32 protein-coding genes are annotated in these 26,224 nt (G+C 48.3%); 15 read left to right on the forward strand and 17 right to left on the reverse strand.

What is annotated here, in order from left to right; all coding sequences use genetic code 11:
- The 4 genes from HQ48_RS03980 (at position 1) to HQ48_RS03995 (ending at position 3,482) form a co-directional block, all read left to right on the forward strand.
- On the forward strand, positions 1 to 585 hold the full coding sequence (locus HQ48_RS03980) for a conjugal transfer protein TraO (RefSeq protein ID WP_025837624.1): 585 nt from the start codon (positions 1 to 3) through the stop codon (positions 583 to 585).
- On the forward strand, positions 585 to 1,430 hold the full coding sequence (locus HQ48_RS03985; protein WP_025837626.1) for a toprim domain-containing protein: 846 nt from the start codon (positions 585 to 587) through the stop codon (positions 1,428 to 1,430). The genes HQ48_RS03980 and HQ48_RS03985 overlap by 1 nt, the downstream gene beginning before the upstream one ends.
- A 27-nt stretch (positions 1,431 to 1,457) precedes the next feature.
- The gene (locus tag HQ48_RS03990; protein WP_044231757.1) at positions 1,458 to 1,910 is read left to right on the forward strand and encodes a DUF3872 domain-containing protein; all 453 of its coding nucleotides are present in this window, start codon (positions 1,458 to 1,460) and stop codon (positions 1,908 to 1,910) included.
- Positions 1,911 to 2,174: 264 nt separating this feature from the next.
- Positions 2,175 to 3,482 carry a hypothetical protein gene (locus HQ48_RS03995; RefSeq protein WP_036847956.1) on the forward strand — a complete coding sequence of 436 codons (1,308 nt, stop codon included), beginning with the start codon at positions 2,175 to 2,177 and terminating at the stop codon, positions 3,480 to 3,482.
- A gap of 340 nt (positions 3,483 to 3,822) precedes the next feature.
- Here the strand turns inward: HQ48_RS03995 and HQ48_RS04000 are convergent, their stop codons facing one another.
- The 9 genes from HQ48_RS04000 to HQ48_RS04040 all read right to left on the reverse strand — a co-directional run bounded on the left by HQ48_RS04000 (position 3,823) and on the right by HQ48_RS04040 (position 7,816).
- On the reverse strand, positions 3,823 to 4,068 hold the full coding sequence (locus tag HQ48_RS04000) for a DUF5320 domain-containing protein (RefSeq protein WP_044231759.1): 246 nt from the start codon (positions 4,066 to 4,068) through the stop codon (positions 3,823 to 3,825).
- A gap of 170 nt (positions 4,069 to 4,238) precedes the next feature.
- Positions 4,239 to 4,469: a hypothetical protein gene (locus tag HQ48_RS04005; RefSeq protein WP_036847949.1), complete on the reverse strand. Its 231-nt coding sequence runs from the start codon at positions 4,467 to 4,469 to the stop codon at positions 4,239 to 4,241.
- 4 nt (positions 4,470 to 4,473) lie between these two features.
- On the reverse strand, positions 4,474 to 4,728 hold the full coding sequence (locus HQ48_RS04010) for a hypothetical protein (protein WP_044231760.1): 255 nt from the start codon (positions 4,726 to 4,728) through the stop codon (positions 4,474 to 4,476).
- 27 nt (positions 4,729 to 4,755) lie between these two features.
- Positions 4,756 to 6,030, reverse strand: a complete 1,275-nt coding sequence (locus tag HQ48_RS04015; RefSeq protein ID WP_044231762.1) for a PcfJ domain-containing protein — start codon at positions 6,028 to 6,030, stop codon at positions 4,756 to 4,758.
- 19 nt (positions 6,031 to 6,049) lie between these two features.
- Positions 6,050 to 6,463 carry a PcfK-like family protein gene (locus tag HQ48_RS04020; protein WP_044231996.1) on the reverse strand — a complete coding sequence of 138 codons (414 nt, stop codon included), beginning with the start codon at positions 6,461 to 6,463 and terminating at the stop codon, positions 6,050 to 6,052.
- 17 nt (positions 6,464 to 6,480) lie between these two features.
- The gene (locus HQ48_RS04025; protein WP_044231764.1) at positions 6,481 to 7,071 is read right to left on the reverse strand and encodes a hypothetical protein; all 591 of its coding nucleotides are present in this window, start codon (positions 7,069 to 7,071) and stop codon (positions 6,481 to 6,483) included.
- Complete coding sequence (locus tag HQ48_RS04030) at positions 7,068 to 7,364, reverse strand: hypothetical protein (protein ID WP_044231765.1); 297 nt, start codon at positions 7,362 to 7,364, stop codon at positions 7,068 to 7,070. Before HQ48_RS04030 ends, HQ48_RS04025 begins: the two co-directional genes overlap by 4 nt.
- 11 nt (positions 7,365 to 7,375) lie before the next feature.
- On the reverse strand, positions 7,376 to 7,594 hold the full coding sequence (locus HQ48_RS04035) for a hypothetical protein (RefSeq protein ID WP_004584361.1): 219 nt from the start codon (positions 7,592 to 7,594) through the stop codon (positions 7,376 to 7,378).
- Positions 7,595 to 7,606: 12 nt separating this feature from the next.
- Complete coding sequence (locus tag HQ48_RS04040) at positions 7,607 to 7,816, reverse strand: hypothetical protein (protein WP_044231767.1); 210 nt, start codon at positions 7,814 to 7,816, stop codon at positions 7,607 to 7,609.
- Positions 7,817 to 8,980: 1,164 nt separating this feature from the next.
- Here HQ48_RS04040 and feoB point away from each other — a divergent pair.
- From feoB to HQ48_RS04075, 8 genes are all read left to right on the forward strand, one after another.
- Complete coding sequence (gene feoB, locus HQ48_RS04045; RefSeq protein ID WP_044231768.1) at positions 8,981 to 11,515, forward strand: ferrous iron transport protein B; 2,535 nt, start codon at positions 8,981 to 8,983, stop codon at positions 11,513 to 11,515.
- Positions 11,516 to 11,531: 16 nt separating this feature from the next.
- Positions 11,532 to 11,681 carry a FeoB-associated Cys-rich membrane protein gene (locus tag HQ48_RS09175; RefSeq protein ID WP_081969713.1) on the forward strand — a complete coding sequence of 50 codons (150 nt, stop codon included), beginning with the start codon at positions 11,532 to 11,534 and terminating at the stop codon, positions 11,679 to 11,681.
- On the forward strand, positions 11,656 to 12,198 hold the full coding sequence (locus HQ48_RS04050; protein ID WP_152568304.1) for a CvpA family protein: 543 nt from the start codon (positions 11,656 to 11,658) through the stop codon (positions 12,196 to 12,198). The genes HQ48_RS09175 and HQ48_RS04050 overlap by 26 nt, the downstream gene beginning before the upstream one ends.
- Positions 12,199 to 12,354: 156 nt before the next feature.
- Complete coding sequence (porV, locus tag HQ48_RS04055) at positions 12,355 to 13,521, forward strand: type IX secretion system outer membrane channel protein PorV (RefSeq protein ID WP_044231998.1); 1,167 nt, start codon at positions 12,355 to 12,357, stop codon at positions 13,519 to 13,521.
- 1 nt (position 13,522) lies between these two features.
- A complete protein-coding gene (gene ispF, locus HQ48_RS04060; protein ID WP_044231771.1) occupies positions 13,523 to 14,014 on the forward strand; it encodes a 2-C-methyl-D-erythritol 2,4-cyclodiphosphate synthase in 492 nt (163 codons plus the stop codon).
- 43 nt (positions 14,015 to 14,057) lie between these two features.
- Positions 14,058 to 14,840, forward strand: a complete 783-nt coding sequence (locus HQ48_RS04065) for a formate/nitrite transporter family protein (RefSeq protein WP_044231772.1) — start codon at positions 14,058 to 14,060, stop codon at positions 14,838 to 14,840.
- 42 nt (positions 14,841 to 14,882) lie between these two features.
- A complete protein-coding gene (locus HQ48_RS04070; protein ID WP_044231774.1) occupies positions 14,883 to 15,977 on the forward strand; it encodes a metallophosphoesterase in 1,095 nt (364 codons plus the stop codon).
- A 170-nt stretch (positions 15,978 to 16,147) separates the two neighbouring features.
- Positions 16,148 to 17,152: a T9SS type A sorting domain-containing protein gene (locus HQ48_RS04075; protein WP_081969714.1), complete on the forward strand. Its 1,005-nt coding sequence runs from the start codon at positions 16,148 to 16,150 to the stop codon at positions 17,150 to 17,152.
- Positions 17,153 to 17,380: 228 nt separating this feature from the next.
- Here the strand turns inward: HQ48_RS04075 and HQ48_RS04080 are convergent, their stop codons facing one another.
- Genes HQ48_RS04080 through HQ48_RS04090 form a run of 3 tightly spaced genes read right to left on the reverse strand, consistent with a single transcriptional unit; the run spans position 17,381 to position 19,067 of the window.
- Positions 17,381 to 17,653: a DUF4834 family protein gene (locus tag HQ48_RS04080; protein WP_044188787.1), complete on the reverse strand. Its 273-nt coding sequence runs from the start codon at positions 17,651 to 17,653 to the stop codon at positions 17,381 to 17,383.
- A gap of 50 nt (positions 17,654 to 17,703) precedes the next feature.
- Positions 17,704 to 18,396: a CDP-diacylglycerol--serine O-phosphatidyltransferase gene (gene pssA / locus HQ48_RS04085; protein ID WP_044188847.1), complete on the reverse strand. Its 693-nt coding sequence runs from the start codon at positions 18,394 to 18,396 to the stop codon at positions 17,704 to 17,706.
- Positions 18,397 to 18,401: 5 nt separating this feature from the next.
- A complete protein-coding gene (locus tag HQ48_RS04090; protein WP_044231777.1) occupies positions 18,402 to 19,067 on the reverse strand; it encodes a phosphatidylserine decarboxylase family protein in 666 nt (221 codons plus the stop codon).
- 197 nt (positions 19,068 to 19,264) lie between these two features.
- Between HQ48_RS04090 and HQ48_RS04095 the strand changes: the two genes are divergently transcribed.
- From HQ48_RS04095 to HQ48_RS04105, 3 genes are all read left to right on the forward strand, one after another.
- Positions 19,265 to 20,299, forward strand: coding sequence for a patatin-like phospholipase family protein (locus tag HQ48_RS04095; RefSeq protein ID WP_044188783.1), 1,035 nt, complete (start codon positions 19,265 to 19,267; stop codon positions 20,297 to 20,299).
- 690 nt (positions 20,300 to 20,989) lie between these two features.
- Complete coding sequence (locus tag HQ48_RS04100) at positions 20,990 to 21,517, forward strand: GNAT family N-acetyltransferase (protein WP_044231779.1); 528 nt, start codon at positions 20,990 to 20,992, stop codon at positions 21,515 to 21,517.
- 163 nt (positions 21,518 to 21,680) lie between these two features.
- Positions 21,681 to 21,959 (forward strand): DUF4248 domain-containing protein, encoded by a 279-nt coding sequence (locus tag HQ48_RS04105; RefSeq protein WP_044188778.1) that lies wholly within the window; start codon positions 21,681 to 21,683, stop codon positions 21,957 to 21,959.
- 139 nt (positions 21,960 to 22,098) lie between these two features.
- Here HQ48_RS04105 and groL read toward each other — a convergent pair whose 3' ends face one another.
- The 5 genes from groL to HQ48_RS04130 all read right to left on the reverse strand — a co-directional run bounded on the left by groL (position 22,099) and on the right by HQ48_RS04130 (position 26,213).
- Positions 22,099 to 23,736, reverse strand: a complete 1,638-nt coding sequence (groL, locus tag HQ48_RS04110; protein WP_044188775.1) for a chaperonin GroEL — start codon at positions 23,734 to 23,736, stop codon at positions 22,099 to 22,101.
- Positions 23,737 to 23,774: 38 nt separating this feature from the next.
- On the reverse strand, positions 23,775 to 24,044 hold the full coding sequence (locus HQ48_RS04115; RefSeq protein ID WP_044188772.1) for a co-chaperone GroES: 270 nt from the start codon (positions 24,042 to 24,044) through the stop codon (positions 23,775 to 23,777).
- 130 nt (positions 24,045 to 24,174) lie between these two features.
- A complete protein-coding gene (gene crcB / locus HQ48_RS04120) occupies positions 24,175 to 24,558 on the reverse strand; it encodes a fluoride efflux transporter CrcB (RefSeq protein WP_044188770.1) in 384 nt (127 codons plus the stop codon).
- A gap of 5 nt (positions 24,559 to 24,563) precedes the next feature.
- Positions 24,564 to 25,016 carry a YhcH/YjgK/YiaL family protein gene (locus HQ48_RS04125; RefSeq protein ID WP_044231781.1) on the reverse strand — a complete coding sequence of 151 codons (453 nt, stop codon included), beginning with the start codon at positions 25,014 to 25,016 and terminating at the stop codon, positions 24,564 to 24,566.
- A gap of 30 nt (positions 25,017 to 25,046) precedes the next feature.
- Positions 25,047 to 26,213, reverse strand: a complete 1,167-nt coding sequence (locus HQ48_RS04130; protein WP_044231783.1) for a hypothetical protein — start codon at positions 26,211 to 26,213, stop codon at positions 25,047 to 25,049.
- Positions 26,214 to 26,224 lie beyond the last annotated feature (11 nt).

Below are 26,224 nucleotides of genomic sequence, written 5' to 3' on the forward strand. Positions count from 1 at the left end.
ATGAGAAAGCTCGCATTTTTCCTGTTTGTCGTGATGCTTGCCCTCCTTGCAGGGCAGGCACACGCCCAACGATGTCTGCCCAAGATGAAGGGCATACGCCTGACCACAGGCATGGCGGACGGCTTTTATACCAAGCCTGCCAGCAACAACACAGGCTATACGTTCGGGGCTTCGCTTGCCACCTATACCAAAGGCGGACATCAATGGGTGCTCGGGGTGGAGTATCTCCGCAGATACCACCCTTATCGAGATAGCCGTATCCCTATGGAGCAGTTCACAGGCGAGGGAGGCTTCTTCTTTGGTGTGCTTTCCGACGGGAGCAAGACCTTTTTCCTCTCCGCAGGCGTTTCCGCCTTGGCGGGATATGAGACGGTCAATGGAGGGAAGAAGCTGCTATTCGATGGCTCTACGCTCCATAACAAAGATGGCTTTATCTATGGTGGAGCAATCACCCTACAGGCGGAGACCTATCTGAGTGACCGCCTTGTACTGTTGCTCTATGGCAGGGAGCGTTGCCTGTGGGGAGGCTCTACGGGGCGTTTTCATGCCCAGTACGGTGTCGGACTGAAAATCATGCTGGACTGATGGACATGCGACAGATGAGAGAGATACCCATTGCGGACTTCCTGAACGCAATGGGTATTCATCCGACCAAACAGAAAGGAAACGCTTTATGGTATTCCGCTCCGTACCGCACGGAACGGACACCCTCTTTCAAGGTCGATATCGCCAAGAATGTTTGGTTCGATTTCGGGACGGGCAAAGGTGGCGACATCTTCGACTTGGCAGGAGAGTTTATCGGAAGCAGTGATTTTCTCCTACGGGCGGCATTCATCGCACGGAACGGAGCTTGTCCGCTTCCCGTTATGGAGCAATCGCTAAGGGAAAAAGAAAGAGATCCCTCCTTTGAGGATATTGAGAGGCGTCCCTTATTGAATGGCAGACTGTTGGGCTATCTGGAAGAACGGGGTATCGATGCCCACGTTGCCATCCCCAACTGCGAGGAGGTGAGGTATCGTGTACGGGGCAAGCGGTACTATGCCATCGGCTTTCGTAACGAGGCAGGAGGAATGGAATTGCGTAATTGCTTTTTCAAGGGTTGCATACCGCCCAAAGACATTTCACTGAAGCGTAACGGCTCGAACGTGTGTGCCGTCTTTGAGGGTTTTATGGATTACCTCTCCGCCATGCAACTCGGCATAATCGCTTCGGACTGGCTTGTCCTTAATTCCGTTTCCAACATGGAGAAGGCACTGAAAGTACTGGGCGGTTATCACAGGATAGAATGCTACCTCGATAATGATAATGCGGGACGAAGAACATTGGAAAGGCTGAGGGCAGATTTCGGAGAGAAGGTTATTGACCGTTCCTCTCTGTATGCCGACCACAAAGATTTGAATGATTACCTGCTCTATCAAAGGCAGGAGTGAGTGTATAACAATAAAATGTAAGGAACAATGAAAAAGAAAATATTGAATACGATTTTGGTAATAGGAGTGCTTGCTCTTGCAGGATTTTGTTTATCTGCTTGTGATAATGAGTTGGATATTCAGCAGGCGTACCCGTTCACTGTCGAGACGATGCCCGTTCAGAAGCACATCGTCAAGGGACAGACGGCGGAGATACGCTGTACATTGAAAAGGGAGGGCAACTTTGCCGACACCCGCTACACCATAAGGTACTTTCAGCCCGATGGAAAAGGACGGCTGAAGATGGAAGACGGCACGATATTCAAACCCAATGACCGTTACCCGCTTACAAAAGAGGAGTTCAGGCTTTACTACACCTCTGCTTCCACCGACCAGCAGACAATCGACGTGTATGTGGAGGACAATTTCGAACAGACAGCAAAACTCTCGTTTGAGTTCAACAGCCAAAAGGACGAGGAAAAGGAGAAACCAAATGAATAGGGATTCATTTTTCAGATGTTGATATAGTGAAATTTTCAGCATAGAGATATTTTGACAGAGAATAACAATAGAGGTTGGCTTCTTTTTTCTCTCTTCAAAAAATCCCCCTTGCAAAAAGTAAGATCTCAAGGGGGATTTTCTTCGTGTTTTTAGAATGAATAAGTACCTTTGCTAGGGTAGATGCTAGTTATTAGAAGATGCAGTTAAGGTACTGGTTTTTAATAATTAAATTTTAGTGAAACTTTTCGGATGAAATAATTTACAATGAATAGGATTGAAAGTGTAGATTTACAAGGAGCAAATGCGTACTTTACAAATTTCGATAATCGTATTGTTGCATCTTCTACTAATCTTGAAGTGCTAGAGCGTTATATTGAACGTAACTTAAAGGTTTTATTACTAACCAAGAATAATATTGTCTGCGCTGCATCTCATTTAGTTAATCCACTTACGTATAAGCTTTTCTCATCTAATCCAATCTTATTGCAGAAAGAAATGGTAATTCCTGCATTTAGAAAAGATAAAAAAGAGATTTCAGAATTATTTGAAGGCAAAGAAATAAGTCTTGTAAGGAAAAAAGAATATACAGCATTTTACAATGAGTTTCTCTCTAAGACTGTACTTTGGGAATTACAAGAAAACTCAACTTGGTTTAGAGATACTTTCGTACGAGGGTTAGCCTCTGAAGACTCTGTGATTCGAAGTAATCTAAAGCATTTGCCAACACATGAAATCGAAGAGTTGATACTAAAAATTAAAGATTACAAGATATTGGATAGAGGGACAATAGACCGCTTAACCCTCCATTTTGACACACACAGTCGAGCTATTTTAAGAAATTACCGTGAGCTCGTATATCATATGTCTGGTGCTAGAGTTGTGAATTGTGAGAGTACGCTCCCTCAAGAGAATTACATAGACTATAGTTTTACAGACTTAAAGAATCGAAAAACTCAGTTATCCGAACTACAGGTCTTCTGGAAGATTTATATAGAATTACTATTGGAGATGTTGAATAGACATAAGTTTTCAGTTGAAGCACTAGATTGTCTTAGCTTCGAGGATATATATTATCTAAGGCAACCAATATTGAATTCTAATTTTATAGATAATTACAATCGCTTCCTTCGTCTTTCAGTCAACACTATCTCCCAAGAAAACAGAGCTGATATCCTATATAATGCCCAAGAATTAATGAATATAAGGGAGGCTTTGGAGAGCCAATATAAGGAAATATTTCAAACACAGCTTTCTTCTTATTTTAAGAAAGAATTTATACGCAACTCCAAAGAACTCTTAAAAAATTCAGCAAACATCGGGCTTGGTTTTCTCTCGCTCCCCAATATTGTAGGTGGAGCTTTAAGTTTTATGACTGAAATTAAAGCTGCACACTTTAATTTCAATCAGCTTCTTATCAATAAAAAAGCTATTTCGAACTATCATTATTATGTTGAGGGAAAAGAGAGCATTTTGAGAGACTATATCATCGGGTTTGACATAAGGGAAGAGACAGAAATGATTGACTTGATAAAGCTTATTCAAGACACTCTATCCGAAAAATTTACCATATAGAGTATAATATTTGGTATTCGGTAAAAGTTATAGAAAGGCACAAGCTTCACCAACAAGTCGTCCTTTAAACCACCTTTTAGTTTTTAATATTTCGCAAACCAACCAGCTCGTGAACTTATCGTTTATAGCAGGATACTTGCAGATTTTCATAATTAAAAGCCCTATAAAAAACCTTTATCAGCCTGCAATTTGTCAGGCGTGCCGAACCTATCTCACTCACTCTGAAAATTGGTCGTCGATAAAATAGACTGGAAGAAATTCGATGTTGCTTCTCGCTCTTTTTTATTGTCAGAACAATGCTAGCCCCATTATATATTAACTAAGCTCATATTAACTAAGCTCAGCCCTCATCGTATTCTTCCCAATCGTCATATTCATTTTGATATTCGTCAAGACGCTCTTCGTTGTCTATTTTTTCTTCATATAGATTGTCTAATTCATCCTCCCAACTTTGTACAATGTAGCTAGGAACATCGTCAGAGGCATTGTCAATTAAATCCCTCAAGTCTGAGATTCGTCTCTCAATTCTCTCAATACTTTCTTCAAGGATTGAAATTTGTTCCTGTAATTCATCCAATCTACTCATAGTTTTATTGCTTTAATGAGAACTATATGTCAAAGGTAGAATTATTTTGCCATTATCATGACAATAGATGTAAGATAAATTAGAATCCTTAATAGGGGTTTCTTTGCTACTTTCTTTGTCCGCCCGAAGCTCACGAAAGAAAGTAGCGGTTGGCAAATCCGCCGACTGCTTTATTCTGTCTGTTCTTCTCGAATGGTTATCTGCATCGTCCTTACATCGGGGTGAGAGGAGAAAGCCCAATTTATCTCCTCATCAGGCAAAGTGCTATAAATGCTTCCGCCCATTATTAACCCACAATCTTGTCGGACTTTCTGCCGTGCTTCCACCTTGCTTTCGGCAACTACTTCAAACACTCCCTCGAAACTGTACTGCGTTCGTACTCTATAAACTTTCTTATTCATATACTCAGAACTCGACCTTTAATAATCTGTGTTCCATTGGCTTGCCATTTGATAGTTTGCGGTGGGTAAGCCAAAAATGATGCGCTCCAAATCCATAGACAAAAAACTTATCAAGTTCTGTTTCTTCGGCAATCTTCTTGATGGCTACTCTTAGTCCCTCCTCGTTGGCAGAGAGAGTAATGGCATTGATTACCCTTATAAGGATATGGGGCATCTCGTCCACCCAATTGCATACGATGCTTTCTATTTCTGCTTTCATATTCTGTGATGTTTGGGTGATTGTTGCTTATGCTGTCGCTCTCATTCTCTGCCTTATCAGTTTGCGGTTGGCATTGACAAGATTGATAATTTGGTCGTGGTATTCCGTATTTTGATTGCATAGTCCACGACTTTGCACCACTTTGAACGTATCCAAATTGACCTCAATCGTTTCTATCCGTCTGCCCTCAATGGTAGCCGAAAGGATAAGCGAGTTCTCTTTGAGATAGTAGGCATTGTCGAATACGCAATGGTGCATTGCCACTCCCTCATCCAAAAATTCCCGCACGCTCTCCAAAACGTGGACTCGGATTGTGCCGTCCGTGAATGAGATACCGAAGAACTTGGATTTGAGTTCGTGGAAACGCTTCTCGTCCTCTATTGCTTTTTTGCGTCTCTTCTCCTTTTCTTCCTTTTCTCGTTGCCTGCGAAGTTCATTTTGTCTTAGGTCGTGTTCCCTATGCAGGTCAGTAGGGCAAACATACTTCGGGCTGTGTATGTCCTTGCCCAATCTCCGGAGCATATCTACGTAGTCGCACCATATCGAAATGTCCTCTATATTATAGCCGTTGCGAGTGGCGACTTTATAGGACTGCCAACAAGCATCAAATGTCCGTGAATTGTTAAGAAAGTATTTCAGATGTTCGGTTCTGCCTGCTTTCATCAATGTTTCCGCACGGCTGTCGGACAACAGGGCAGGAATGAGAACGGTTGGTTCGATGTCGTGAAAATCGTCTCTAAAACCATTTCTGTGGAGTGCTTCCGTTACCTTGAACTTCGGATATATCGGGGAGTATGATATATGGCGGTAGGCTTCGTTGTCGTTGCGGATTGCCATAGGCGAGCAATAAGAAAAGGTGTCGATGTATCTGCCCAATACTCTCTGAACGGCAATAATCGTCTTTCGTCCTTGTGCGTTCCACCAATACTGACCGATTTCAAAGATGTATGATGATGCCTTGCAACCTTTCTCCATTTCCACAAAAAGAAGAAACATTCTTAGTACTTGGTACTCTCCACAAGTGGTAAGTATCGTAAAGTATTGCTTCTGTCTTATCTTGCGTTCAAAGGTTTCCTTAACCTGCAACCTTGCCCTACAATGAGGGCAGGTGCAAGTGTATTTCGACTTTTCCATTGTCCAACTATGACCGCAATCCATACACGTTGTACGACCTTTGGGAAGTCGATAGGCAAAGTGGTCTATACACCCTCTAAATGCCCACTTACATTGTGTCTTGGTTATCGGGCGTAAGTTCTGACTCTCGGCAAGTACTGCTTTCTCAAACTTGTTTCTTGGTTTCATATTCGTTCGCTGTTTAGTATTAAAATTCGAATAAGGAGGGTTGGAGTTGCTCCTCCGCCTGCTTCTCCGCTTTCGGTTTCTTAGCGGTAAGTTTGCGGTATTCCTCTGCTTGGTATCGCTCGATAGCCTTTTTCCGTGCTTCCGCTTTCTCCTCTTCTGTGAGTTCGATAGTATGGTTTACCACGACTTGGCAGTTGATGGACGTGCCTACCTTGATGTTATCCTCATCGTAATAATGCACGGCAAGGGAATATACCTCCTCATCAGACAGACCTGCACACTCCATTCTTTGGACTTCCGTCAAGATGTAGGTAATGCACTCGTCTATGTTCTTGTTCTCCTTGCGGAAATTCCCTGCAAAGAGTTCATCGTATGATGCTCTTATTTCCAAATAGTTTTGGATAACGTCCTTGAAATGTTCTGTACCTTTCATTGTTTTTGTCTTTTTAATCAATTGAATAATGTTCCGTTGGATAGAAATTCGTAGTTGTTGGCTTCGCAACTCTCTGCAAAGGCTTCCTCGCTGAGTTGGTATTCCATATCGTCCCTGCAAGCCTTGAAAAATCCATTCAAGCACCTGTCCATAAGTTCGTATAGGGTGGTATCATCGGGGGCTTTCAAAAAGTCGTATATGGGCTTCAATATCTCATAGTCCATACAATAGCCCGTCAATACGCAATCATTGGTAACAAATACACGACTTTTACGCTTTCTCTTGTAATTGTGCCTCCAAATGGTTTTGGGTATATACAAGTCGTTCCAATGGTTATTGACAAGGTATTTCAGTAGTCTAACCCCTTTCAAATTATCTTCTTCCTCGCTGTAATGAGAAGTGAAACGATACCAATAGGAATAATTATCGTATGACCATCTGTCCACCTTGATATTGAATATCTGTTCAAAGGCTTGCAATGTCTTTCGGTTTTCTTCGTCCCAACCATAGTTAAAATGTTCCACCCAATGGCTGTGTGCCTTTGCTTGTGCCTCTCTTGTCAGTTCGTGGAGGTTGTAAACCTCGTATGTTCTTGTTTCTATTCTCATATCTGCTTGGTGTTGTCGGGGGTATTATTGATGATGTTTTCTCCATTGTCTGCAAAGACCTCAATAGTCGGGTTCCCTCCATTTTCCTCTACGGATAGGTGTTCGGAGGTTTCATATAAGGTCTCGTCGTCCATAATGATGACTTTCTCGTTGTCTTCAAAACAAAGTACATCCTCTCCCTGCCATGATTTGACAAGGGCAACGGCTTCCTCGTAATTCTCTGCTGTTACTTCAAAGTGGGTGCGCTCCCAACAAGTAACCTTTCTATCTTGGTAAAATCTGAATGCTTCCATCGCTCCCACTATTAGATTGTTGCTAAAATGATTTCTTGGATATGAATAGGTTCAACTTCTGAGAAGAGATAGAGGATAAATTCCTTTCTGTCCTTCCGATTGAGTTCTTTGTATAATTCCCTAAAGGCGGATATATTCCCATTGAGGTAAACCGATACCATATACTCGAAAATGTTATCTACCTCGTAGTATCTGCATTGCTGTGCGATAGTTTTACTTCTTCTTTTCATATGGATAAATGTTTATGAGATAAGCAACCAAAATATTCCCCCGACAATGAATAGATAGGTCAGTATGTAGACCACAATTGCCAGTGTGATGGCAAAGAGTAGCCGAACGATGTATTTCCCCAGCCATAGTCCTGCAAGCCAAAGCCAAAGACTGCCGCCCAAGAGGGATGAGCCGATGAGGGCAAGTGTTCCCCAAATCAAGGTTTTGTATCTCAGTTTCATCTTGTCTGTTTTTTGATTTTATGCGGATTCTTGAGGTGAGGGAGTTGAGTTTCCATTTTTCTTTTTCTCTGTCCTCGCGTTTCCGACATTTTTTTTGCGTATTTCCGTCGGGTCGGTCGTTTTCGTTTCAAGGCGATAAAAAGGTAGGGGGCAAGGACAACAAGGTTTAGGGCAAGAATACTACCTGAAGAATGAAGTGTGGAGATTGTTGCCCTGACGGCTTGCCGCTTGACCTTTTTGGCCGTCAGACGCCGAAGCTACCTTTGCCGAAGAGAACGAAGACCGATCCCGAAGCGAATACATAAAGTAGAAAGTGGAGTGGAACAACGCATAGGACAGAGTGAAAAAAATGAAAGGCAGTCTTCACAAGTAAGACTGCCACAACAATCAGCAATAAGACGAAAAAATAGAATCAGCTGACTGGATAGAGAGCCGTCAGAAAAGAAAAACAGAGAAAGTTTCGTCTTTCTCCGTAGATAGTATTACCTTTGAAGTAGGTTATTCAAGGTACACAAAGCATTGTATATTATTGCAGAAGATAGGTCGCTAAATCATTACCTACTGCATTTCATGACTCATTCGACTGTTGATAGCCAATTACTTATGCCTAAATGATAGATTTTAGTTAAAAATACGCAAACGAACTACACTTAAATTTTATCAAACAAGGTGGTAGTTTATAAAGCTCTGAGGGGTGCCCGCAAGAAATAGAAGGGAAGAACGACTGGGACTGATGGACCAATCCTCCCCAATATGTCCATTAATCCGCCAAGATTGATGGGGAGAAATACCAAAAAGTGTGCCATAGGCTTATCAAGCCAGCCCAGAAAACAAAATAAAGCACTCATCATAAGCAAGTTGCACGAACGCTATTTAAGAGGGGTATTTCCGTTGCTCTGGAGCTAAGTGCCCAAACAAGAGAGGACGCAGTCTAGAGCCTCCTAGGCGGCAAATATGAGGGCTAGGCCGTTGGCTAGGCTAGGCCTCAATTCGCAGCCGAATTAGCCCAAAAGTGTTATAGAGTGTAAACCCCCAAATCCTCAGAATCCGCCCTTTCGTAACATGATGATACTCCTCTCCCAGCTATCCCCATTAGTAGGTATTTTCTTGCTCGGCTCAAAGCGAATTAAGAACAAAGACGGCATTTCTATACTTTTGTAGTATATGAATTTATCAGAGCTTAGACAAGGTGAGCGAGCCGTCATACTCAGAGTACATGGCTCGGGGCAGTTTCGCAAGAGAATCCTAGAGATGGGGTTCGTCCAAGGGAAGGAAGTTTTAGCCGTGCAGGGCGCCCCTCTGCGTGACCCAATGCACTACAAGATATTGGGCTATGACGTTTCTCTAAGACTAGAGGACGCTCGGCAAATAGAGATTAGACCGCTCGAGGCTCTCGCTCAAGAAGCGCCAGAGAGTACAGAGCTACCCACCGGGGTGCCGGAGGGCTGGGGTACGGACAAGATAGGGCGCACACACACCTCGGCAAGAGCTAAGCGCCAGAAGCTACGCATCGCACTGATAGGCAACCCCAACTGCGGCAAGACTTCGCTTTTTAACCAAGCCAGTGGTGCGCACGAGCATGTCGGCAACTATAGTGGCGTGACCGTCGAGGCCAAGACGGGACACATAGACTATCGGGGCTATCGCATCGAGATCATCGACCTACCGGGGTCGTACTCTCTCTCGCCGTATAGCCCAGAGGAGCTCTATATCCGCAACTTCCTCAGCGGAGATTTGCGCCCAGACCTTGTACTCAACGTACTTGACACGACCAACCTAGAGCGCAACCTCTACCTAACGCTCCAAATCAAGGAAATGGGGCTACCTGTCGTGGCAGCCCTCAATATGTTTGACGAGTTTGCCGAGCGCAAGGAGTTCCTCAACTACCCCAAACTGGCTCGCCTGATCGGCGTACCGATGATCCCAACAGTCTGCCGTACAGGGCTGGGGTTAGAGGCTCTATTCGACCAGATAATACAAATATGGGAGGGAATCCGCTCGGTCGACCCACAAGTCGTAGACCCCGAGCAGGGACAGATCCGTCCGTTACAGATCAACTATGGACTCACGCTAGAGGGACAGATCTCAACGCTACAACGCAAAATCCTAGACCACCTACCTATCGCCAACGAGCTAGAGGCACGCCACATCGCGATCAAGCTACTTGAGGGGGACGAACCCATCGCGCGTGAGCTGATGAACCGCTACCCCAAGGGTGCTTTCGTTATCTCCGCCCGAGATTATGCCCTCAAGAGCATCAAGGAGGAGCTCGGCGAGCGAGATGCAGAGGAGCTGATAACGGACGCTCGCTACGGCTTCATCTCAGGAGCTCTGAGAGAGACCTACAAACCCAACAAGCACCGAGGGCAGACACTTACCGACCGCATAGACCATATCGTCACGCATAGGCTGTGGGGCTTCCCGATCTTCCTGCTACTCATGTATATCATGTTTGAGGCAACCTTTACTCTGGGAGCGTATCCGATGGACTGGATCGAGGCAGGCGTAGAGGCGATAGGCAATGCCGTACGTGGATTGATGAGCGACGGCCCCCTCAAAGACCTGATCGTAGATGGCATCATCGCTGGGGTTGGTGGGGTCATTGTCTTCCTGCCCAATATCCTAATCCTCTATCTATTCATCGCGATCTTTGAGGATAGTGGCTATATGGCCCGTGCCGCCTTCATCATGGATAAGCTGATGCACCGCATGGGGTTGCATGGCAAGAGCTTCATTCCGCTGATTATGGGCTTCGGGTGCAACGTGCCTGCCGTTATGGCCACACGCACCATCGAGAGTCGCAAGAGCCGCATCATCACGATGCTGGTACTTCCCTTCATGAGTTGCTCGGCACGCCTACCCGTATATATTCTGCTGGCAGGGGCGCTGCTCCCCAACTACGCAGGCTTAGTCCTCTTCGCCCTATATATAATAGGTATCTTGATCGCTGTAGTGAGTGCACGAGTAATGCGCAGCACCTACTTCCGAGGCGAGGACGTGCCATTCGTCATGGAGCTACCTCCGTATCGTATGCCTACGCTCCGCTCCGTAGTCAGGCATATGTGGAATAGAGCCAAGCAGTATCTGCACAAAATGGGGACTGTGATCCTAGTGGCCTCTATCGCCATTTGGTTCTTGGGCTACTTCCCTCGCCAGAGCGAGGCTGAGGTAAGGCTGGAGCAGCAGATCGAGCAGGTAGAGCAGAGTGACCAACTAAGCGAACAGGAGCGAGAGCAACAAGTGGCAGAGCTAACGGCTCAACACGAGCAGTACCACCAAGAGAACTCGTATATCGGTCGCCTCGGTAAGCTCACCGAACCAATCATCGAGCCTCTAGGCTTCGACTGGAAGATGGGTATCAGTCTGCTCTCGGGTCTTGCCGCCAAGGAGATCGTCGTCAGCACACTAGGAGTTATCTATACGGGCAACCCAGACGACAGTGAGGAGGCACAGCAGGTACTCTCCGAGCGTATTCGCACCGAGCGGCGTGCCGACGGCTCTCCAAGCTTCACGCCTCTAGTTGCTTTCGGCTTTATGATCTTTGTGCTGATTTACTTCCCTTGCGTGGCTACAATCATCGCCATAGCACGAGAGTCGGGTTCGTGGCGCTGGGGAGCATTCTCCGTGATATATTCTTGTTCTCTGGCTTGGCTTATGAGTTTCGCTGTCTATCAGATAGGGCGACTACTTATGGGCTAGAAATATTGAGATTGATATGATACAGTATATAATAGTAGGGATAATCGGTCTGCTAGTCGTGAGCTATGTAGGGCGTAGCCTCTGGCGGGCGCTCTCGGGCAAACCGAAGAGCGGCAGTGGGTGCTCGGGGTGCGACGGCTGTGGCCTCAAAGACAAATGCCACTAGAGCGATGAACTGGATTGACCTTGTCTTACTGATCCTGCTACTCATCTCGATAGTCAAGGGTGCTGTCATGGGAGCTGCCAAGCGGATTATACAGATTGCCGCTGCCGTAGTGGCCTTCGCCGAGTGCTGGAGGCTCTCGCCTTGGGTACGAGATGTAGTGATGTCTGCTTTCGACCTCTCGGGAGAGGCGATGAGTTTCCTAATCCCGATTATCTCCTTTGCCGTCATCTATCTTGCTATATGGGGCGTGGGGAGCTGGCTCGCTGGCTTCTTCAAGGGGGGGATCTTGGGCTTCGCCAACCATGTACTGGGGGGTGTTCTAGGTCTAGTCATCGGGATTTATGCTCTGGGCTATCTGCTCACCTTGGCCGACTATGTACTCCCCACAAGCGAGCGTATGGCCAAGCACGGGATCAAAGATGCACGACCAGAGAGCCAACTCTATGCGCCCATACGGCACTCTATCACCGATCTCGAGGGGATAGAGGCTTATATAAGAGGAGCCAACAGACAATAAGTAGGGGTTTCCGAACGATACTATATTGATGATGCTACGGCAAGTACAGAGATTACACAAGCGGGCTAAAGGAGATCTTTATATCTTTGCGCTTGCGACTTTGGCACTAGCAAGTATAGCGCATCAATTGAGACAAGTAACTAAATAAGCAAGATGATGAAGCATATAAGTCTGGCCCTACTAACCACCCTAGGGCTTACAATGGGACTAAACGCCCACGCTCAGCAGAGTGAACAACCAATCAATCCCGTAGTCACGGCTGTACCCTCCCTACAGATCACACCAGACGCTCGTGCAGCAGGTCTAGGAGATATCGGGGTGTCTACTACGGCAGACCCATACGCCCAGTACTGGAATCCAGCCAAGTATGCTTTTGCCTCAAGCAAAGCGGCCTTCTCTATGAGCTATACGCCTTGGCTCTCACAGCTAGTAGACGACATCGCCCTCATGCAGGCAGTGGGCTACTACAAGATTGGCTCGGAGGATAATCAGGCACTTGGGGCATCGCTCCGCTACTTCACCATGGGTAAGTTCGTCAAGTTCGACGCCCTCGGCACTAATATCGGGGAGGCACACCCCAACGAGTTTGCGGTAGACCTGAGCTATTCGCTCAAGCTCAGCCCAGAGTTCTCTATGGCTGTTGGACTACGCTATATCTACTCGGACCAGAACGTGGACAAGCAGTACCCAGCAGGTTCAGCCTTCGCAGCCGACCTAGCGGGATATATGAATAAGTACATCATGCTAGCAGGGGCCGAGAGTCTGTGGACAGTTGGGTTCAACCTCAAGAACTTAGGCTCGAAGATCTCTTTCGACGATGGGGCTAGCAACTCGTTCATTCCAGCCAACCTAGGGCTCGGAACTGGTATTTTGTATCCGATCGACGAGTACAATATGATTTCGTTCAACGTCGAGGCCAATAAACTACTCGTACCAACTCGACCTCTACGTACAGAAGGTATGACCAAGGAAGAGGAGAATAAGCTCTACGACGACTACCGCAACACTTCATCTGTGTCGGGGATCTTCAAGAGCTTTACAGATGCTCCCGGTGGCTTCTCGGAGGAAATGAAAGAGGTACGCTGGAGCTTCGGGGCAGAGTACAGCTACAATGATCAATTCTTCCTGCGTGCTGGCTACAGCTACCTGCACCCAACCAAGGGTAATCTACAAGGCTTCACAGCAGGAGCAGGCTTCAAGATGAGCGCCTTCCGCATTGATGCGTCCTATCTGATGTCTACCGTACAGAACAATCCGCTCGACCAGACGCTTCGCTTCAGCCTAGCGTTCGATATGGAAGGGCTGCGCAACCTATTTAGATAACATGAAACTACCATATAGAATAGGCTTCGGCTTCGACGTCCATCGCCTAGAAGCTGGCTACCCGCTTTGGCTAGGTGGCATCAAGCTGGAGCATCATTTAGGACTAGAGGGGCACTCCGATGCCGATGTCTTGCTGCACTCTGTCTGCGATGCCCTACTCGGAGCCGCAGCCCTTGGGGACATAGGCGTACACTTCCCTCCTACGGATATGAAGTACAAAGGCATCGACAGCAAGATCTTGCTCCGAGAGGTCTGCACTCTAGTACGCCAGACGGGGTATGAGATTGGCAATATCGACGCCACGATTGCCGCCGAAGCTCCCAAACTCAATCCCCATATCCCACAGATGCGCCAAACAATGGCAGAGGTAATGGGCATAGAGGTAAGCCAGATTTCGGTCAAAGCAACTACGACCGAGCGCTTGGGCTTCACGGGGCGACAAGAGGGAATGTCTACCTATGTGATAGCATTGATCTACGATGCTCGGCAGTAGCCAAAGGTCATAGAGTAGACTATTAATCTATCGCAAGAAGTGTATGAATACACCAACGGAAGTCATTGATCAGCTCATCGGGCTGGGCGAGAAGAAGTACAGGACGCCTTGGCTCAAACTCATCATACTCGGTATGCTAGCAGGCGTGTACATTGCTACGGGCGGCCTACTAGCATCGTTGTCTGCAGCGGGCTTCGGCGCTTGGTCAGAGGGCAACCCTTTTCTCCCCAAGCTATTGGCGGGCATCACTTTCCCCGTGGGGCTAATCCTCGTGGTCCTTGTCGGGGCAGAGCTCTTCACTGGCAACACGGCCTATCTGATGCCTGCTACGATCACACGGCGCATACCATCTATTTACTTCGTACAGAACTGGGCGGTCGTTTTCGCTGCCAACCTTGTAGGGGCGCTACTCTTCGACTATTTCCTCGTCTACAAAGCGGGCATCATGCAAGCACCAGCCTACGCCGACTACATCAGGCACGTAGCCGAGTACAAGGTCGGCCTGCCATGGGATCAAGTCTTGCTGCGTGGCATCGGTGCCAACTGGCTAGTTTGCTTGGCGGTTTGGCTTGGCTTCGCCTCTCGTAGTATGGTAGGACGCCTTGTGGGCATTTGGTGGCCAGTGATGGCTTTCGTGGCGATAGGCTTCGAGCACTCAATCGCCAATATGTTCTATATCCCTACTGGTATGCTCTATGGGGCTAATGTGTCTTGGGGAGCATTCATACTAGACAACCTAATACCTTCTACTCTGGGCAACATCATCGGCGGTACGCTTTTCGTAGGTTGTATGTACACGTATCTCTATGCCGGCAAACGCCATTGACGAGCAACGCCACTGCTGCTCTAAGGAGATGACTTGAGCTAAATGATGATTTTAATCGTACTGTTACTACTGGCTCTGCTCGGTGCAGGACTCTACTACGCCTACTATAGCCTCGGAGTGCTCGCTCCTTCGTGGCCTTGGCTAAGGATTGGTGTGGTCGGTGGGAGCATTATGTGCCTACTCGGCTTGGTCTTGTCCTTCTCAGGGCGTGAGATATTCCCTATTTGGTTTCTGCGTCTATCCTACTCGCTCGGCACATCGTGGCTATTTGTCTTCCTCTATTTGATGATGCCTCTTCTCTTGTGGGGTTTGATTTACCTATGTCTACCCATCGCTCGGGGGCTCATCACCGACAACTGCTGGCTTACCCTAGGGCTACTGCTCTCGGTCGCATCCGTGCTGCTCCATGGCTACTACGAGTATCGAGACAAGAAGCGAGTAGCCCTAGAGATTGATATCTCCAAACCGCTGCCCAAGCCGCTCAAGATAGTTGGCATCTCGGACCTGCACCTAGGCTATACGATAGGACGTGGTGAGCTGAGCCAATGGGTAGACAAGATCAATGCTGAGCAGGCGGATCTAATCTTGATCGCAGGCGATATCCTAGACAATGACGCACGCCCAGTACTACAAGAGGGTATGCACAAGGAGCTAAATCGCCTCAAAGCCCGACTCGGAGTCTTCGCTTGCCTTGGCAATCACGAATACATTGGGCGAGAAGCCCAACGTAGGGACGTACTCAGCAGGACCAATATCAAACTACTGCAAGACGAAACTATCTTGGTTGATAGCACTTTCTATATCATCGGCAGGGACGATCGTATGAACCCTTACCGCCGATCTACCCAAGAGCTAGTACAAGGGTTGGATCACTCCAAGCCTATCCTGCTACTTGATCATCAGCCCTACAATCTAGAGCATAGCGAGGCAGCTGGTATAGACTTCCAGCTTTCTGGGCACACACATAGAGGGCAGGTCTTCCCGATCAACCTACTGGTCGATGCACTCTATGAGCAGTCGCACGGCTATCTACGCAAGGGCAATACCCACTTCTACGTCAGCTCTGGTATTGGCTTGTGGGGTGGTAAGTTTAGAATTGGCACCCAAAGTGAATATGTCTGCGTGACACTCAAATAGGCATCTGCTCGCCTTCAATCTCTCTTGTGCAGACATACCAGCCCTTCCGTCATGACTTTATTCCATTTTCTGAAGCACTTTTTTGGATAAATAGGGAGTTAATGAGAAGAAAACTCCCTACATTTGCGGACATATTAAAGAACTTTTTAACAACTTAATTCAAACCACTTATGAAAAAGAATTCACTTTCTACATTCATGGTATGGGCGCAGAGATGCCTATTGCTTCTTGTGCTGTTTGGTATTTCCTACAAACTATCCGCCCAAGAGAGTAATGCCTACAGCGTTACAGTAAAGACAAACGCAAAAGACTTAATCTCCAAGGGCGCCCTTAGGAAAGACAAAACTCCCGGGCGCATCTTTGTCGGCACTGATGAGGTAACAATGGACCTCAAAACAGGTGAAGGCAAGACAATTATCCCCTTGAAAGGGCATGAGAAGTGGGACAACACATGGGAGCATGTCCGCGTACGAGTAATGGCCAACAAGGGATTTTACCTCCAGTCTATCACTTGGGTTGATGAAAGCGACCCAACCAAAGAGCACACGATGAAGAACAATAGTCACTTCGAGGCCAAGAGCCTAAAAGGCAATGTTATCATCACTGTGACTTATGCGCAGGTGGAAGAACCTGAAGAAGAAGATGAAGAAGAACCTGAAGTAGAAACCTTCACTGTGACTTACAATATCGTTGCTGGCCTAGGGACGTTTGAGGTGCGTCATGCGGAGGTGCAAAATGGGAAGTTCATTCTAGAGAAGGGCGACCAACTTTCGCTTGAGCTAACCCCTGAAGATGGCTACAAGATTGGTCACGTTAAGTACGACGGCATTACAATCGAAGGGCACAAGTTCAATTCCTACGGCATATACAGCCTCGGGACGATCAAGAAGAATATGCACTTTGATGTTACATTCCTCAAGGAGGGCGAAGAGGATACAACAAGTATCGAAACCATTGAGGGAAGAGCCAACGAGATATACCCTAACCCTTGCCACAATGACCTCTTCCTCAGTCGAGCTGGTCAGGTATCTATCTACAATCTAACCGGCGTTTTGGTACACAAGCAGGCTAAAGCAACGACTCATGTCGATGTATCCAAGCTACCACAAGGCGTATACTTGCTCAAAGTTAGCCAAGGCCAGCAAGTACGTGTGCACAGACTGGTAAAGCGATAAGCCGCACTCAGCTCACTGAGTAGTACATATAGCCTAGGGGCTGTGCTAGAAATAGATCTTGGCACAGCCCCTTTTGTGTAGTACCACAACGTACAAAGAACAAGGGTAAGCCCTATATCTCCTTGACCTCGGGACAAAAGATTATCCCCCAAGAGCCTACTCACTGCAGAGCTCTTGGGGGATATTTTTTGTTTGTGGCGACAAACCTAGCAGGACTGGAGCGATGGATTACTTGGGTAGCTCCTCGAAGTCTACATAGTCATCGCTATTCTCCTTGTCGAATCGCTTGGCTTCTATCTCGTCCATGTCCATCTTTTCTTTCTTATGGCTGGTTGGCTCTTGAGATGAAGTACGCCTATTGGAGCTAGCACCTTGCCTCATCTGCTCGTGTAGCCTCTGCTGAATACGTCCAGCAATCCATTTGAGGAACCAGTTGCGCAGCACTGGCATAAGCAGATATAGTAGTATCCCGACGAGCAGGAGTGTCCCTACAAATTCCATTGTTCTAATCTTCGTTTAGTTTGATCCGATACATCTAGCTCGGTAGGCCTCTACCCCTTAGTCGAGCTCTGCACTATAGATAGCAAAACGTATGCCAAGATACCGACAGAGAAGCCAAAAAGACCGAAAGCGGCAACAGAGGCTAGTACGGCCACGACCAAAATAATCTGGTAAGTGAGGCTTGAGAATGAGAGCTTCTTGACCTTGAACGAGAACATCGGGATCTCACTCAACATCAGATAAGCCAGCAGAAACACAGCTACGTAGGTCGTAAGCTGCGTGCCTACCAAGCCGATAGCCGTGAATAAAGTGGGGATAAACGCCGAATAACCAATCCAAAAAAGAGCATTGGCTGGTACTGGTAGGCCGATAAAAGAAGTCGTCTGACGGGTATCGTGATTGAACTTGGCCAGACGAAGCGCAGCTCCTGCGGCCAAGACAAGCACGGGGAGTGCCTCGTAGAAGCCCAGACCGCTATCCCAGAGCCCCTGCACGACCAAAATAGCAGGTGCCAAACCAAAGCTCAGCACATCGGCCAGAGAGTCTAGATCCTTACCAATAGGCGATGACACACCTAGGGCACGAGCAGCTAGCCCATCGAAAAAATCGAAGACTGCCGCCAAAATAATTAACACAGCCGCCAAGGACAGATCCCCCACCTTGAGCGTATAGATAATAGAGAGAGCCCCTGAGAGGAGGTTCAGACAAGTAATGGCATTTGGGATATGCCTTTTGATGCTCATCATCATCACTCAGGTAAGCGGGCGATCATCGTTACGTTGCCATCGACCTTCTGCCCTAGCTTGACGCAAACCTCAGAGCCGAGAGGCAAATAGAGGTCTACACGAGAGCCGAACTTGATGAAACCCAAATTGTCATTGATGCGAGCCTGATGACCTACCTCGGGGTAAGTAACGATGCGCTGAGCCACAGCCCCCGCAATCTGGCGCGCAAGGACACGATGCCCCTCGGGCGTACGAATTACGACGGCCGAGCGCTCATTCTCCGTACTACTTTTGGGCAAGTGAGCTGCTAGGAAGCGGCCCTTATTGTGCGACACATGCTCAACCGTACCATTGACGGGGATCCAATTGACATGCATGTTGAAGACGTTCATAAAGACAGATACCTGTAAGCAGCGGCACCCCATGATTTCCTGCTCATCGACCTCCTCAATCACGACTACCTTACCGTCCGCAGGGCATACCACAGCTCGATTATTGGCGGCCTCGGGGTGCTTGCGTGGGATATAGCGAAAGAAGTTGAGCACTAGTGCATAGAGAATAGCCGAGATAGCAAGTGTAATATAGAATGCAACCCCAGCTCCCGAGAGCATATACGCCGTAGCACAAAAGAGCGCTAGCGATATCCCAATGCCGATTAATAGACAAGTTCCCTCCTTGTGAAGTGTCATTGATGTTTCGTTTATTACTGATTAAATAGTTTATCTACTGATTTTGAATGAGCAAAGATAATAAATACCCCCCATAGCACCCAAAAGCGAACAAAGCGTGAGCAACAAAGCGCCCAAACCGATAAATAACTCTAAACAAATGACTACTTTAGTAGACGTAAACCAAAAGCACTTTTGCTCAAGAAACATACGAACCTATGAACAAGAAGAATAGCTACTTTTTTCGCAACCTCGTATTTGAGGGTGGTGGAGTCAAAGGAATTGCCTATGTAGGAGCCTTGGAGGTACTCCAAGAGGCTGGCATTTTTGACCAGATAGAGCGAGTAGCAGGGACCTCTGCTGGCGCTATCATCGCCGTATTGCTAGGTGTAGGCTATACCCCCGAGGAAATCAAGAAGGTAATGTGGGAGCTCGACTTCAAGAACTTCATGGACGACTCGTGGGGAGTGGTCAGAGATGCCAATCGTCTAATCAGTGAATTTGGCTGGTACAAAGGCGACTTCTTCCGAGCTTGGATCGGATCCATGATTGCCCGCAAGCTAGGCAACTCCGAGGCGACATTCTCTGACCTCATTCACTGCACAGACCCCAACCTCAAAGCCAAGCAGATCTATCTCGTAGGGACGAACCTATCTACGGGCTTCTCCGAGGTCTTCTCGCACGAACACACGCCTCGCTTCTGCATCGCCGATGCGGTACGTATCTCCATGTCTATCCCGATTTTCTTCGCTGCCAAGCGCAACTTCAGAGGAGATCTCTACGTGGATGGTGGCATGCTCGACAACTACCCCGTCAAAGTCTTCGACAGACGCAAGTACGTCAAGAGAGATTGGGCACGTACAGAGTACTACGAAGCTATCAACGAGGAGCTGCGTGACCGATGCAGACGTATCTCGGACTATGTCTACAACAAGCAGACACTGGGCTTCAAGCTAGACAGCAAGGAGAAGATCTCCATGTTTAGAGATCAGGCCGAGCCACCCACACGCCAAATCAACGACCTATGGGACTACACCACAGCCCTGCTCAATACCCTCATTGATGCACAGGACAATACGCACCTACACAGCGACGACTGGCAGCGAACCATCTATATCGACACTCTAGGGGTGAAGGCTACAGACTTCGCTATCGAGGAACAAAAGAAGCACGACCTATTGGCCTCGGGTCGCAACTATACTACGGCCTACCTAGAGTGGTACAACAATTCTGAGCCAAAAGCCAATAAATAGATCTACTGGCCAAGGATTCGCCAAGGCGTACATCGCTCTCGATGTACGCCTTGCATTTTGCACATTTAGAAACACCTAACAAGGAGCTGTGTCAAGACTCTTCTTAGCGCAGCTCCCATTTTTATGTCCCAAGCGCAAGGGATCTACATATTCATACTTATTTACACTTAAGCCTATTCATTGTGCTCACTAGACCAATGAGGCCCAACAATGGCCGACCTCGTATTTGCCCCCTAGCAAGCCCTACACGGCGTCCTCGGTCACTGGCGTACTCCCCCACAATCAGAAGAAAAGACCAGCCTTAAAAGACTTCATCACAAAATACTAATAACCAGACATATAAAACAAGTCTCAAAGGGATTTCATACGATATTACCGCATCTCTTGGTATTCCTTCCCATCAATCTATACGAATTGGTGGACACACCTTAACGCATGAACCCACCAATCCGTATGAATCTTCCCATGAACTTTGCCGAACCTCACGATCGACCTTTATGAACAACCAGCCCATTACATAAAAAACTTGAGTAACATCTTAATACTCCTTAACGAAAAAGTAGAAGAATGTAGGGGTATTTCATCGGGCTAGAGTATAAACTACAGAATGTCACCCACACACCACATGGCTACTCCAAGCTGCTAGAAACAGCTATCTTAGTATCCGAAATAAGCGAACTAGCATTCATCATGCGGTCAACAACGATAAACAACTCAAGACACCCCCTCTACGAAGCAATCAGCGCATTGTATGCTCGGAGCTTTCCTATCTTCGAGCAGAGGACGAGCGACCAACAGGCCTATGCTTTCGCTCACAGCCAATATCGGCTCATTGCGTACACCGATCAGGGCGAGCTAATAGGCTTCATCTCCTATTGGGAGTTTGAGGACTATCTATATATTGAGCATTTTGCGATTAATACAGATATCAGAGGGCGAGGGTATGGTAGCCTGCTACTGAGTACGTTCGTCCAATCGGCCGATAGACGTATCCTGCTAGAGATAGATCCTATCGTTGATGAGGTTTCTCGTGCACGGCAGAGGTTCTACCAGAGGTGTGGGTTCCACACCAATCCATATCCGCACAGGTACCCTCCCTACCGATGTAGTTACCCTGCTCACTCACTGATTGTATTGACGACTGAGCAAGTCATTACAGAGGCAGAATACCAAAGATTTGCTCAAGATTTGGCTCAAATCGTGATGCTCCAACCGTAGCGGAGCGCAGATACTTATTCAAGAAAATTATTAAGCTCCGAGGTATCTACGACCTCGGAGCTTCTTCTTATCTTTGCTTGCAGAGGCAGCCAATCGGCTATGTATATTTGCCTTAGCCTGCTGTCTATGTATTTATTGTACTACTTATTTTAATGTATTTCTTATGAAGAGCAATTTCAATGCGCATCTCGCTTCTCCCGAGATGCCTCTGCCAGAGTTTCGCATCTACTCGGTCAAGGAGCTGGCAGTCCTCTACTATCCCACCTCTAGCCCCCTCTCGGCGTGCAGGAGCTTCCGCAAGTTGTTACGCACCGACCCTCTTCTTAGGGACGGATTGGCACAGCGTGGCTTCAAGGCTTACGGACGCAATCTGTCACCAGCTCAGGTAAGGTTCTTACTTGAGCACCTTGGTAGCCCTCGGGAGTTCTACGAAGTGCAGTAGACAAGGCTCACACTAAACACAGTGGCGGTGCATCAGGATATGCGATTCTTGCAGTTTACGCACTCTGAAGCATCGAAAAGGGGCTGCGGCAAAACGAACTTTGCCACAGCCCCTTTACTATAATTGAGTTACTAATGGACTACATCATGCCGCCCATACCTCCCATACCGGGAGCCATAGCTGGGGCAGCAGAGGTTTCCTCCTTCTTGTCGGCTACGACACACTCAGTCGTCAGGAACATACCTGCGATAGAGGCAGCATTCTCTAGAGCCACACGTGTTACCTTAGCGGGATCGATGACACCAGAGGCATAGAGGTGCTCGAAGCGGTCGGTGCGTGCGTTGTAGCCGAAGTCAGCTTCGCCATCTCGTACCTTCTGCACAATCACTGCACCCTCCTTGCCAGCGTTGGCTACGATCTGACGAAGTGGCTCCTCGATAGCACGCTTGACGATCTCGATACCCGTAGTCTCGTCATCGTTCTCTCCCTTGAGGTTCTCAAGAGCTGCGATCGCACGGATGTAGGCAGTACCACCACCGGGGACAGTTCCTTCCTCAACCGCTGCACGCGTTGCGCTCAGGGCATCATCTACACGGTCTTTCTTTTCCTTCATCTCTACTTCGCTAGCAGCACCCACGTAGAGCACAGCTACACCACCAGCGAGCTTAGCCAAACGCTCCTGTAGCTTCTCACGATCGTAGTCACTCGTGGTCTGCGCCATCTGTGCACGGATCTGTCCAACACGCTCAGCAATAGCCTGCTTGTCGCCAGCACCATTGACGATCGTGGTGTTGTCCTTGTCCACCGTGATCTTCTCGGCACGGCCAAGCATCTCGAGTGTTACGGCATCGAGCTTGAGGCCAGTTTCTTCGCTGATCACCACACCGCCCGTAAGCGTAGCGATGTCTTGGAGCATAGCCTTGCGGCGATCTCCGAAGCCCGGAGCCTTCACTGCGCACACCTTGAGGCTACCACGTAGGCGGTTTACCACAAGCGTCGTGAGGGCTTCGCTCTCGATGTCTTCGGCGATGATGAGCAGTGGGCGACCCGTCTGTATGGTTTGCTCTAGGATTGGCAGCACTTCCTTCAGGACGCTGATCTTCTTATCGTAGAGCAGAATGTACGGATTCTCAAGCTGAGCCTCCATCTTCTCACTGTTGGTCACGAAGTATGGAGAGATATAGCCACGGTCGAACTGCATACCTTCGACGATCTCTACCGTCGTGTCCGTTCCCTTAGCTTCCTCTACGGTGATCACCCCTTCTTTCTTCACCTTACGCATCGCCTCGGCAATGAGAGCACCGATGTGTTCATCGCCATTGGCAGAGATTTTGGCTACGTGCTCGATCTTCTCGAAGTCGTCACCAACCTCCTGAGCCATAGCCTTGATTTCGCTCACAACCTTAGCCACAGCCTTATCGATACCGCGCTTGAGATCCATAGGGTTAGCACCAGCCGTTACATTCTTGAGCCCAACGCTGATGAGCGCCTGTGCTAGGATTGTGGCAGTAGTGGTGCCATCGCCAGCGTCGTCGTTAGTCTTGCTCGCTACTTCCTTGACGAGCTGAGCACCCATATTCTCAAATGGATCTTCCAGCTCGATCTCCTTAGCTACCGAAACGCCGTCCTTGGTGATGTGTGGTGCACCATACATCTTACTGAGGATTACGTTGCGCCCCTTAGGGCCGAGTGTTACCTTAACGGCATTAGCCAACGAATCTACACCACGCTTGAGGAGGTCGCGTGCCTCCATATCGAATTTAATTTCCTTTGCCATTGTCTTTGAGTCTATTGATTATGAATACACTTCCGAGTTTAGAGCGTAGCTAGAATATCGCTCTGACGCATGATGAGGTACTTCTCGCCTTCGTGCTCGATCTCCGTACCAGCGTACTTGCCATAAAGGACGATGTCGCCTACCTTAACGACCATCTCTTCGTCCTTGGTGCCACCACCTACGGCTAGGACTTCCGCCTTAGCAGGCTTTTCCTTAGCTGAGTCTGGGATAATCACTCCGCCTATTGTCTTCTCTTCTGCAGGAACTGGCTTGACGAGCACACGGTCTGCCAATGGTTTGATGTTCATACTTTATTTGATGTTATTTGATTAGTACCATTAAAATTGTCCGAATTTCGGTTTCGTTTCGCTTACAATTTAGGACAATACTTGTGCCAAAGTTACAAATACTGCCAATCTGTCACCACGACAGAGGATATCAGCAGAGCAAACGCACCAGATATATCCCCAAAGCAACCAAGGCAATCCCTCCGATGAGACTAAGCAGCATATAGGCCATGAGGGGCAGGTACGCCCCTTGCTGGAGCAAGCGCAAATTCTCTAGAGCGAAAGCCGAATAGGTTGTATAGCCACCGCAGAAGCCTGTGATAAGCAGTAGCCTCCAGCTCTCGGAGAGTCCATGACGCAGTTCGTAACCTGCCACAAGGCCGATGAGCAGGCAACCGATTAGATTGACAGAGAGTGTTGGCCAAGGCAATAGGCTATTCGTGGCAATTCGACCCACCCAAAGCCCTACGGCATAACGCAAAACTGCCCCAATCGCTCCCGAGAGAGCGACTAGGACAGTGTGACTTAGTCCCATAGAGGCTAGTAATTGACAAGTGCTTTGACGATCAGCTTGCGGATTTTGCCCTCGCCAATCAATGGCGCATGCGCGTCCTCTGGATAAACCACGGCGAACTGACCGACTTTGAGATCGACATAAGTAGAGGCAGGCTGCTCGAAGAGCATATAGTCGCCCTCCTCGTCGTAGGGCTTAGTAGGCGTACCGCAGTCCTGCAAATCACGCCAACCGATACGCTCATTACCCGCCAGTAGGATATGAATATCTAGATACTGACGATGCGCCTCTAGGGGCATTTCTTCCTGACGCTTGGCATCAGCCTCCACATTGTTGATGAAGAGGCGATCGCCATCTAGGACGATGCGTTCGAGTGGGGCGTTGAGCAGGTCGTGCGCCTTGATATAGTCGAATACTTGTTTGAAAGCAGGGTGTAGGCTCTCGTAGCGAGCCGACTCATGAATACTACCAATAATCATAAAATGATGAGTTTGATGTGTAGGATATAACTAATGTTGAACACGAACGATACTACTGGTGCGCACGCCGGGCTTGATCTCTCCGCCGATGATGATGCCGTCTAGATATGCGGCATCGGCTCGAGCCAAATCGGGGTGTGCATGCTCTCTACGCCACTTCTGCGTACGCAGGTTGTAGACAAGTATGAAAGGCGTGAAGCTGTACCACTCGGGCTCGTGCAGCAGATAGGCACGCCCCTCAGCCTCTAGGCGAGAGGTCACACTACTTTGTCCTAGTCGCTTGGCTCGGCGTAGGCGCTGTATGCGCTGCAGAGCTGAGAGAAACTTCGCCTCGTGTACACCAGAGGTAACCATGATCTCGTCCTCTGCGTACAGGGACATGATACCTCCGCCGAAAGTAGCCCCACGTCTAATAGAAGCGTAGGGCACGGGGATTCTCTGCCACGAGGCTTCTTGGTCGTCGGCTCGGAGCGTATAGCAGGAGAGAGCCGTTCGCACACCTTCCTCCCCCTCACTCCCAGAAAAGGCACCCATGAAGTAGATATAAGGCTCTTCGTCGAGCCAATACTCCGTAGCGAGTACTTTGAGCAGAGCAGAGCCGGGATAGCTCCTTTCTTCCCGCCAGCCGAGCTGCGGTTCGTCGAGATCTAGCGAAATCACAGAGTTGGACAGACGACCCGCAACGCTACCGCCAATCAGATAGAGCCGTGAGCGGATAAGCGCCGAAGCCATTGCACTGCGTGGCTGTGGCAGACTTGGCAACGTTTCGGTGGTCAATTTGCCAGCTTCGTCCACAGAGATGGCATAGACAGAGGCTAGCTCTCGCCCACCAGTAGTCTGTCCGCCTGCGACGATGAGCCGCCCGAGATAGGTGCGTCCAGCGGCATAGGCCAATGGCTCGGGCAGATTGCCCAGTCGCTCCCACTCCTGCCCAGAGAGCAGCCCACATGTTGCGTAGACATGGCTATAGAAGCGTTTCGCTCCCCCCTCGGCCGCTGGCGCATCGGGGAAGTTACATCCGCCTACGAGCACCACATAGTCTTCGGCGAGCGAGGCGGCGATGTGTCCAGATACACCCTTGGCGTAGTCGGCATCTAGCTGTGGCGTTTGTAGGCGTGTGGCTGATTGGGCATTCGCCCCACCTACTGCGATGATCAGAAGCGCAGTAAGTAGGGCGAATTTGATTGGCTTAATCATAAGCTTTTTGT

Origin of the sequence: Porphyromonas sp. COT-290 OH3588 (assembly GCF_000769075.1) — a bacterium.
Taxonomy (GTDB): domain Bacteria; phylum Bacteroidota; class Bacteroidia; order Bacteroidales; family Porphyromonadaceae; genus Porphyromonas.

Excerpts from the sequence above, each read along its gene's own strand:
- HQ48_RS03980 (WP_025837624.1), top strand. The coding sequence starts at position 1 with ATGAGAAAGCTCGCATTTTTCCTGTTTGTCGTGATGCTTGCCCTCCTT.
- HQ48_RS03985 (WP_025837626.1), top strand. The coding sequence starts at position 585 with ATGGACATGCGACAGATGAGAGAGATACCCATTGCGGACTTCCTGAAC.
- HQ48_RS03990 (WP_044231757.1), top strand. The coding sequence starts at position 1,458 with ATGAAAAAGAAAATATTGAATACGATTTTGGTAATAGGAGTGCTTGCT.
- HQ48_RS03995 (WP_036847956.1), top strand. The coding sequence starts at position 2,175 with ATGAATAGGATTGAAAGTGTAGATTTACAAGGAGCAAATGCGTACTTT.
- HQ48_RS04000 (WP_044231759.1), bottom strand. The coding sequence starts at position 4,068 with ATGAGTAGATTGGATGAATTACAGGAACAAATTTCAATCCTTGAAGAA.
- HQ48_RS04005 (WP_036847949.1), bottom strand. The coding sequence starts at position 4,469 with ATGAATAAGAAAGTTTATAGAGTACGAACGCAGTACAGTTTCGAGGGA.
- HQ48_RS04010 (WP_044231760.1), bottom strand. The coding sequence starts at position 4,728 with ATGAAAGCAGAAATAGAAAGCATCGTATGCAATTGGGTGGACGAGATG.
- HQ48_RS04015 (WP_044231762.1), bottom strand. The coding sequence starts at position 6,030 with ATGAAACCAAGAAACAAGTTTGAGAAAGCAGTACTTGCCGAGAGTCAG.
- HQ48_RS04020 (WP_044231996.1), bottom strand. The coding sequence starts at position 6,463 with ATGAAAGGTACAGAACATTTCAAGGACGTTATCCAAAACTATTTGGAA.
- HQ48_RS04025 (WP_044231764.1), bottom strand. The coding sequence starts at position 7,071 with ATGAGAATAGAAACAAGAACATACGAGGTTTACAACCTCCACGAACTG.
- HQ48_RS04030 (WP_044231765.1), bottom strand. The coding sequence starts at position 7,364 with ATGGAAGCATTCAGATTTTACCAAGATAGAAAGGTTACTTGTTGGGAG.
- HQ48_RS04035 (WP_004584361.1), bottom strand. The coding sequence starts at position 7,594 with ATGAAAAGAAGAAGTAAAACTATCGCACAGCAATGCAGATACTACGAG.
- HQ48_RS04040 (WP_044231767.1), bottom strand. The coding sequence starts at position 7,816 with ATGAAACTGAGATACAAAACCTTGATTTGGGGAACACTTGCCCTCATC.
- feoB (WP_044231768.1), top strand. The coding sequence starts at position 8,981 with ATGAATTTATCAGAGCTTAGACAAGGTGAGCGAGCCGTCATACTCAGA.
- HQ48_RS09175 (WP_081969713.1), top strand. The coding sequence starts at position 11,532 with ATGATACAGTATATAATAGTAGGGATAATCGGTCTGCTAGTCGTGAGC.
- porV (WP_044231998.1), top strand. The coding sequence starts at position 12,355 with ATGAAGCATATAAGTCTGGCCCTACTAACCACCCTAGGGCTTACAATG.
- ispF (WP_044231771.1), top strand. The coding sequence starts at position 13,523 with ATGAAACTACCATATAGAATAGGCTTCGGCTTCGACGTCCATCGCCTA.
- HQ48_RS04065 (WP_044231772.1), top strand. The coding sequence starts at position 14,058 with ATGAATACACCAACGGAAGTCATTGATCAGCTCATCGGGCTGGGCGAG.
- HQ48_RS04070 (WP_044231774.1), top strand. The coding sequence starts at position 14,883 with ATGATGATTTTAATCGTACTGTTACTACTGGCTCTGCTCGGTGCAGGA.
- HQ48_RS04075 (WP_081969714.1), top strand. The coding sequence starts at position 16,148 with ATGAAAAAGAATTCACTTTCTACATTCATGGTATGGGCGCAGAGATGC.
- HQ48_RS04080 (WP_044188787.1), bottom strand. The coding sequence starts at position 17,653 with ATGGAATTTGTAGGGACACTCCTGCTCGTCGGGATACTACTATATCTG.
- pssA (WP_044188847.1), bottom strand. The coding sequence starts at position 18,396 with ATGAGCATCAAAAGGCATATCCCAAATGCCATTACTTGTCTGAACCTC.
- HQ48_RS04090 (WP_044231777.1), bottom strand. The coding sequence starts at position 19,067 with ATGACACTTCACAAGGAGGGAACTTGTCTATTAATCGGCATTGGGATA.
- HQ48_RS04095 (WP_044188783.1), top strand. The coding sequence starts at position 19,265 with ATGAACAAGAAGAATAGCTACTTTTTTCGCAACCTCGTATTTGAGGGT.
- HQ48_RS04100 (WP_044231779.1), top strand. The coding sequence starts at position 20,990 with ATGCGGTCAACAACGATAAACAACTCAAGACACCCCCTCTACGAAGCA.
- HQ48_RS04105 (WP_044188778.1), top strand. The coding sequence starts at position 21,681 with ATGAAGAGCAATTTCAATGCGCATCTCGCTTCTCCCGAGATGCCTCTG.
- groL (WP_044188775.1), bottom strand. The coding sequence starts at position 23,736 with ATGGCAAAGGAAATTAAATTCGATATGGAGGCACGCGACCTCCTCAAG.
- HQ48_RS04115 (WP_044188772.1), bottom strand. The coding sequence starts at position 24,044 with ATGAACATCAAACCATTGGCAGACCGTGTGCTCGTCAAGCCAGTTCCT.
- crcB (WP_044188770.1), bottom strand. The coding sequence starts at position 24,558 with ATGGGACTAAGTCACACTGTCCTAGTCGCTCTCTCGGGAGCGATTGGG.
- HQ48_RS04125 (WP_044231781.1), bottom strand. The coding sequence starts at position 25,016 with ATGATTATTGGTAGTATTCATGAGTCGGCTCGCTACGAGAGCCTACAC.
- HQ48_RS04130 (WP_044231783.1), bottom strand. The coding sequence starts at position 26,213 with ATGATTAAGCCAATCAAATTCGCCCTACTTACTGCGCTTCTGATCATC.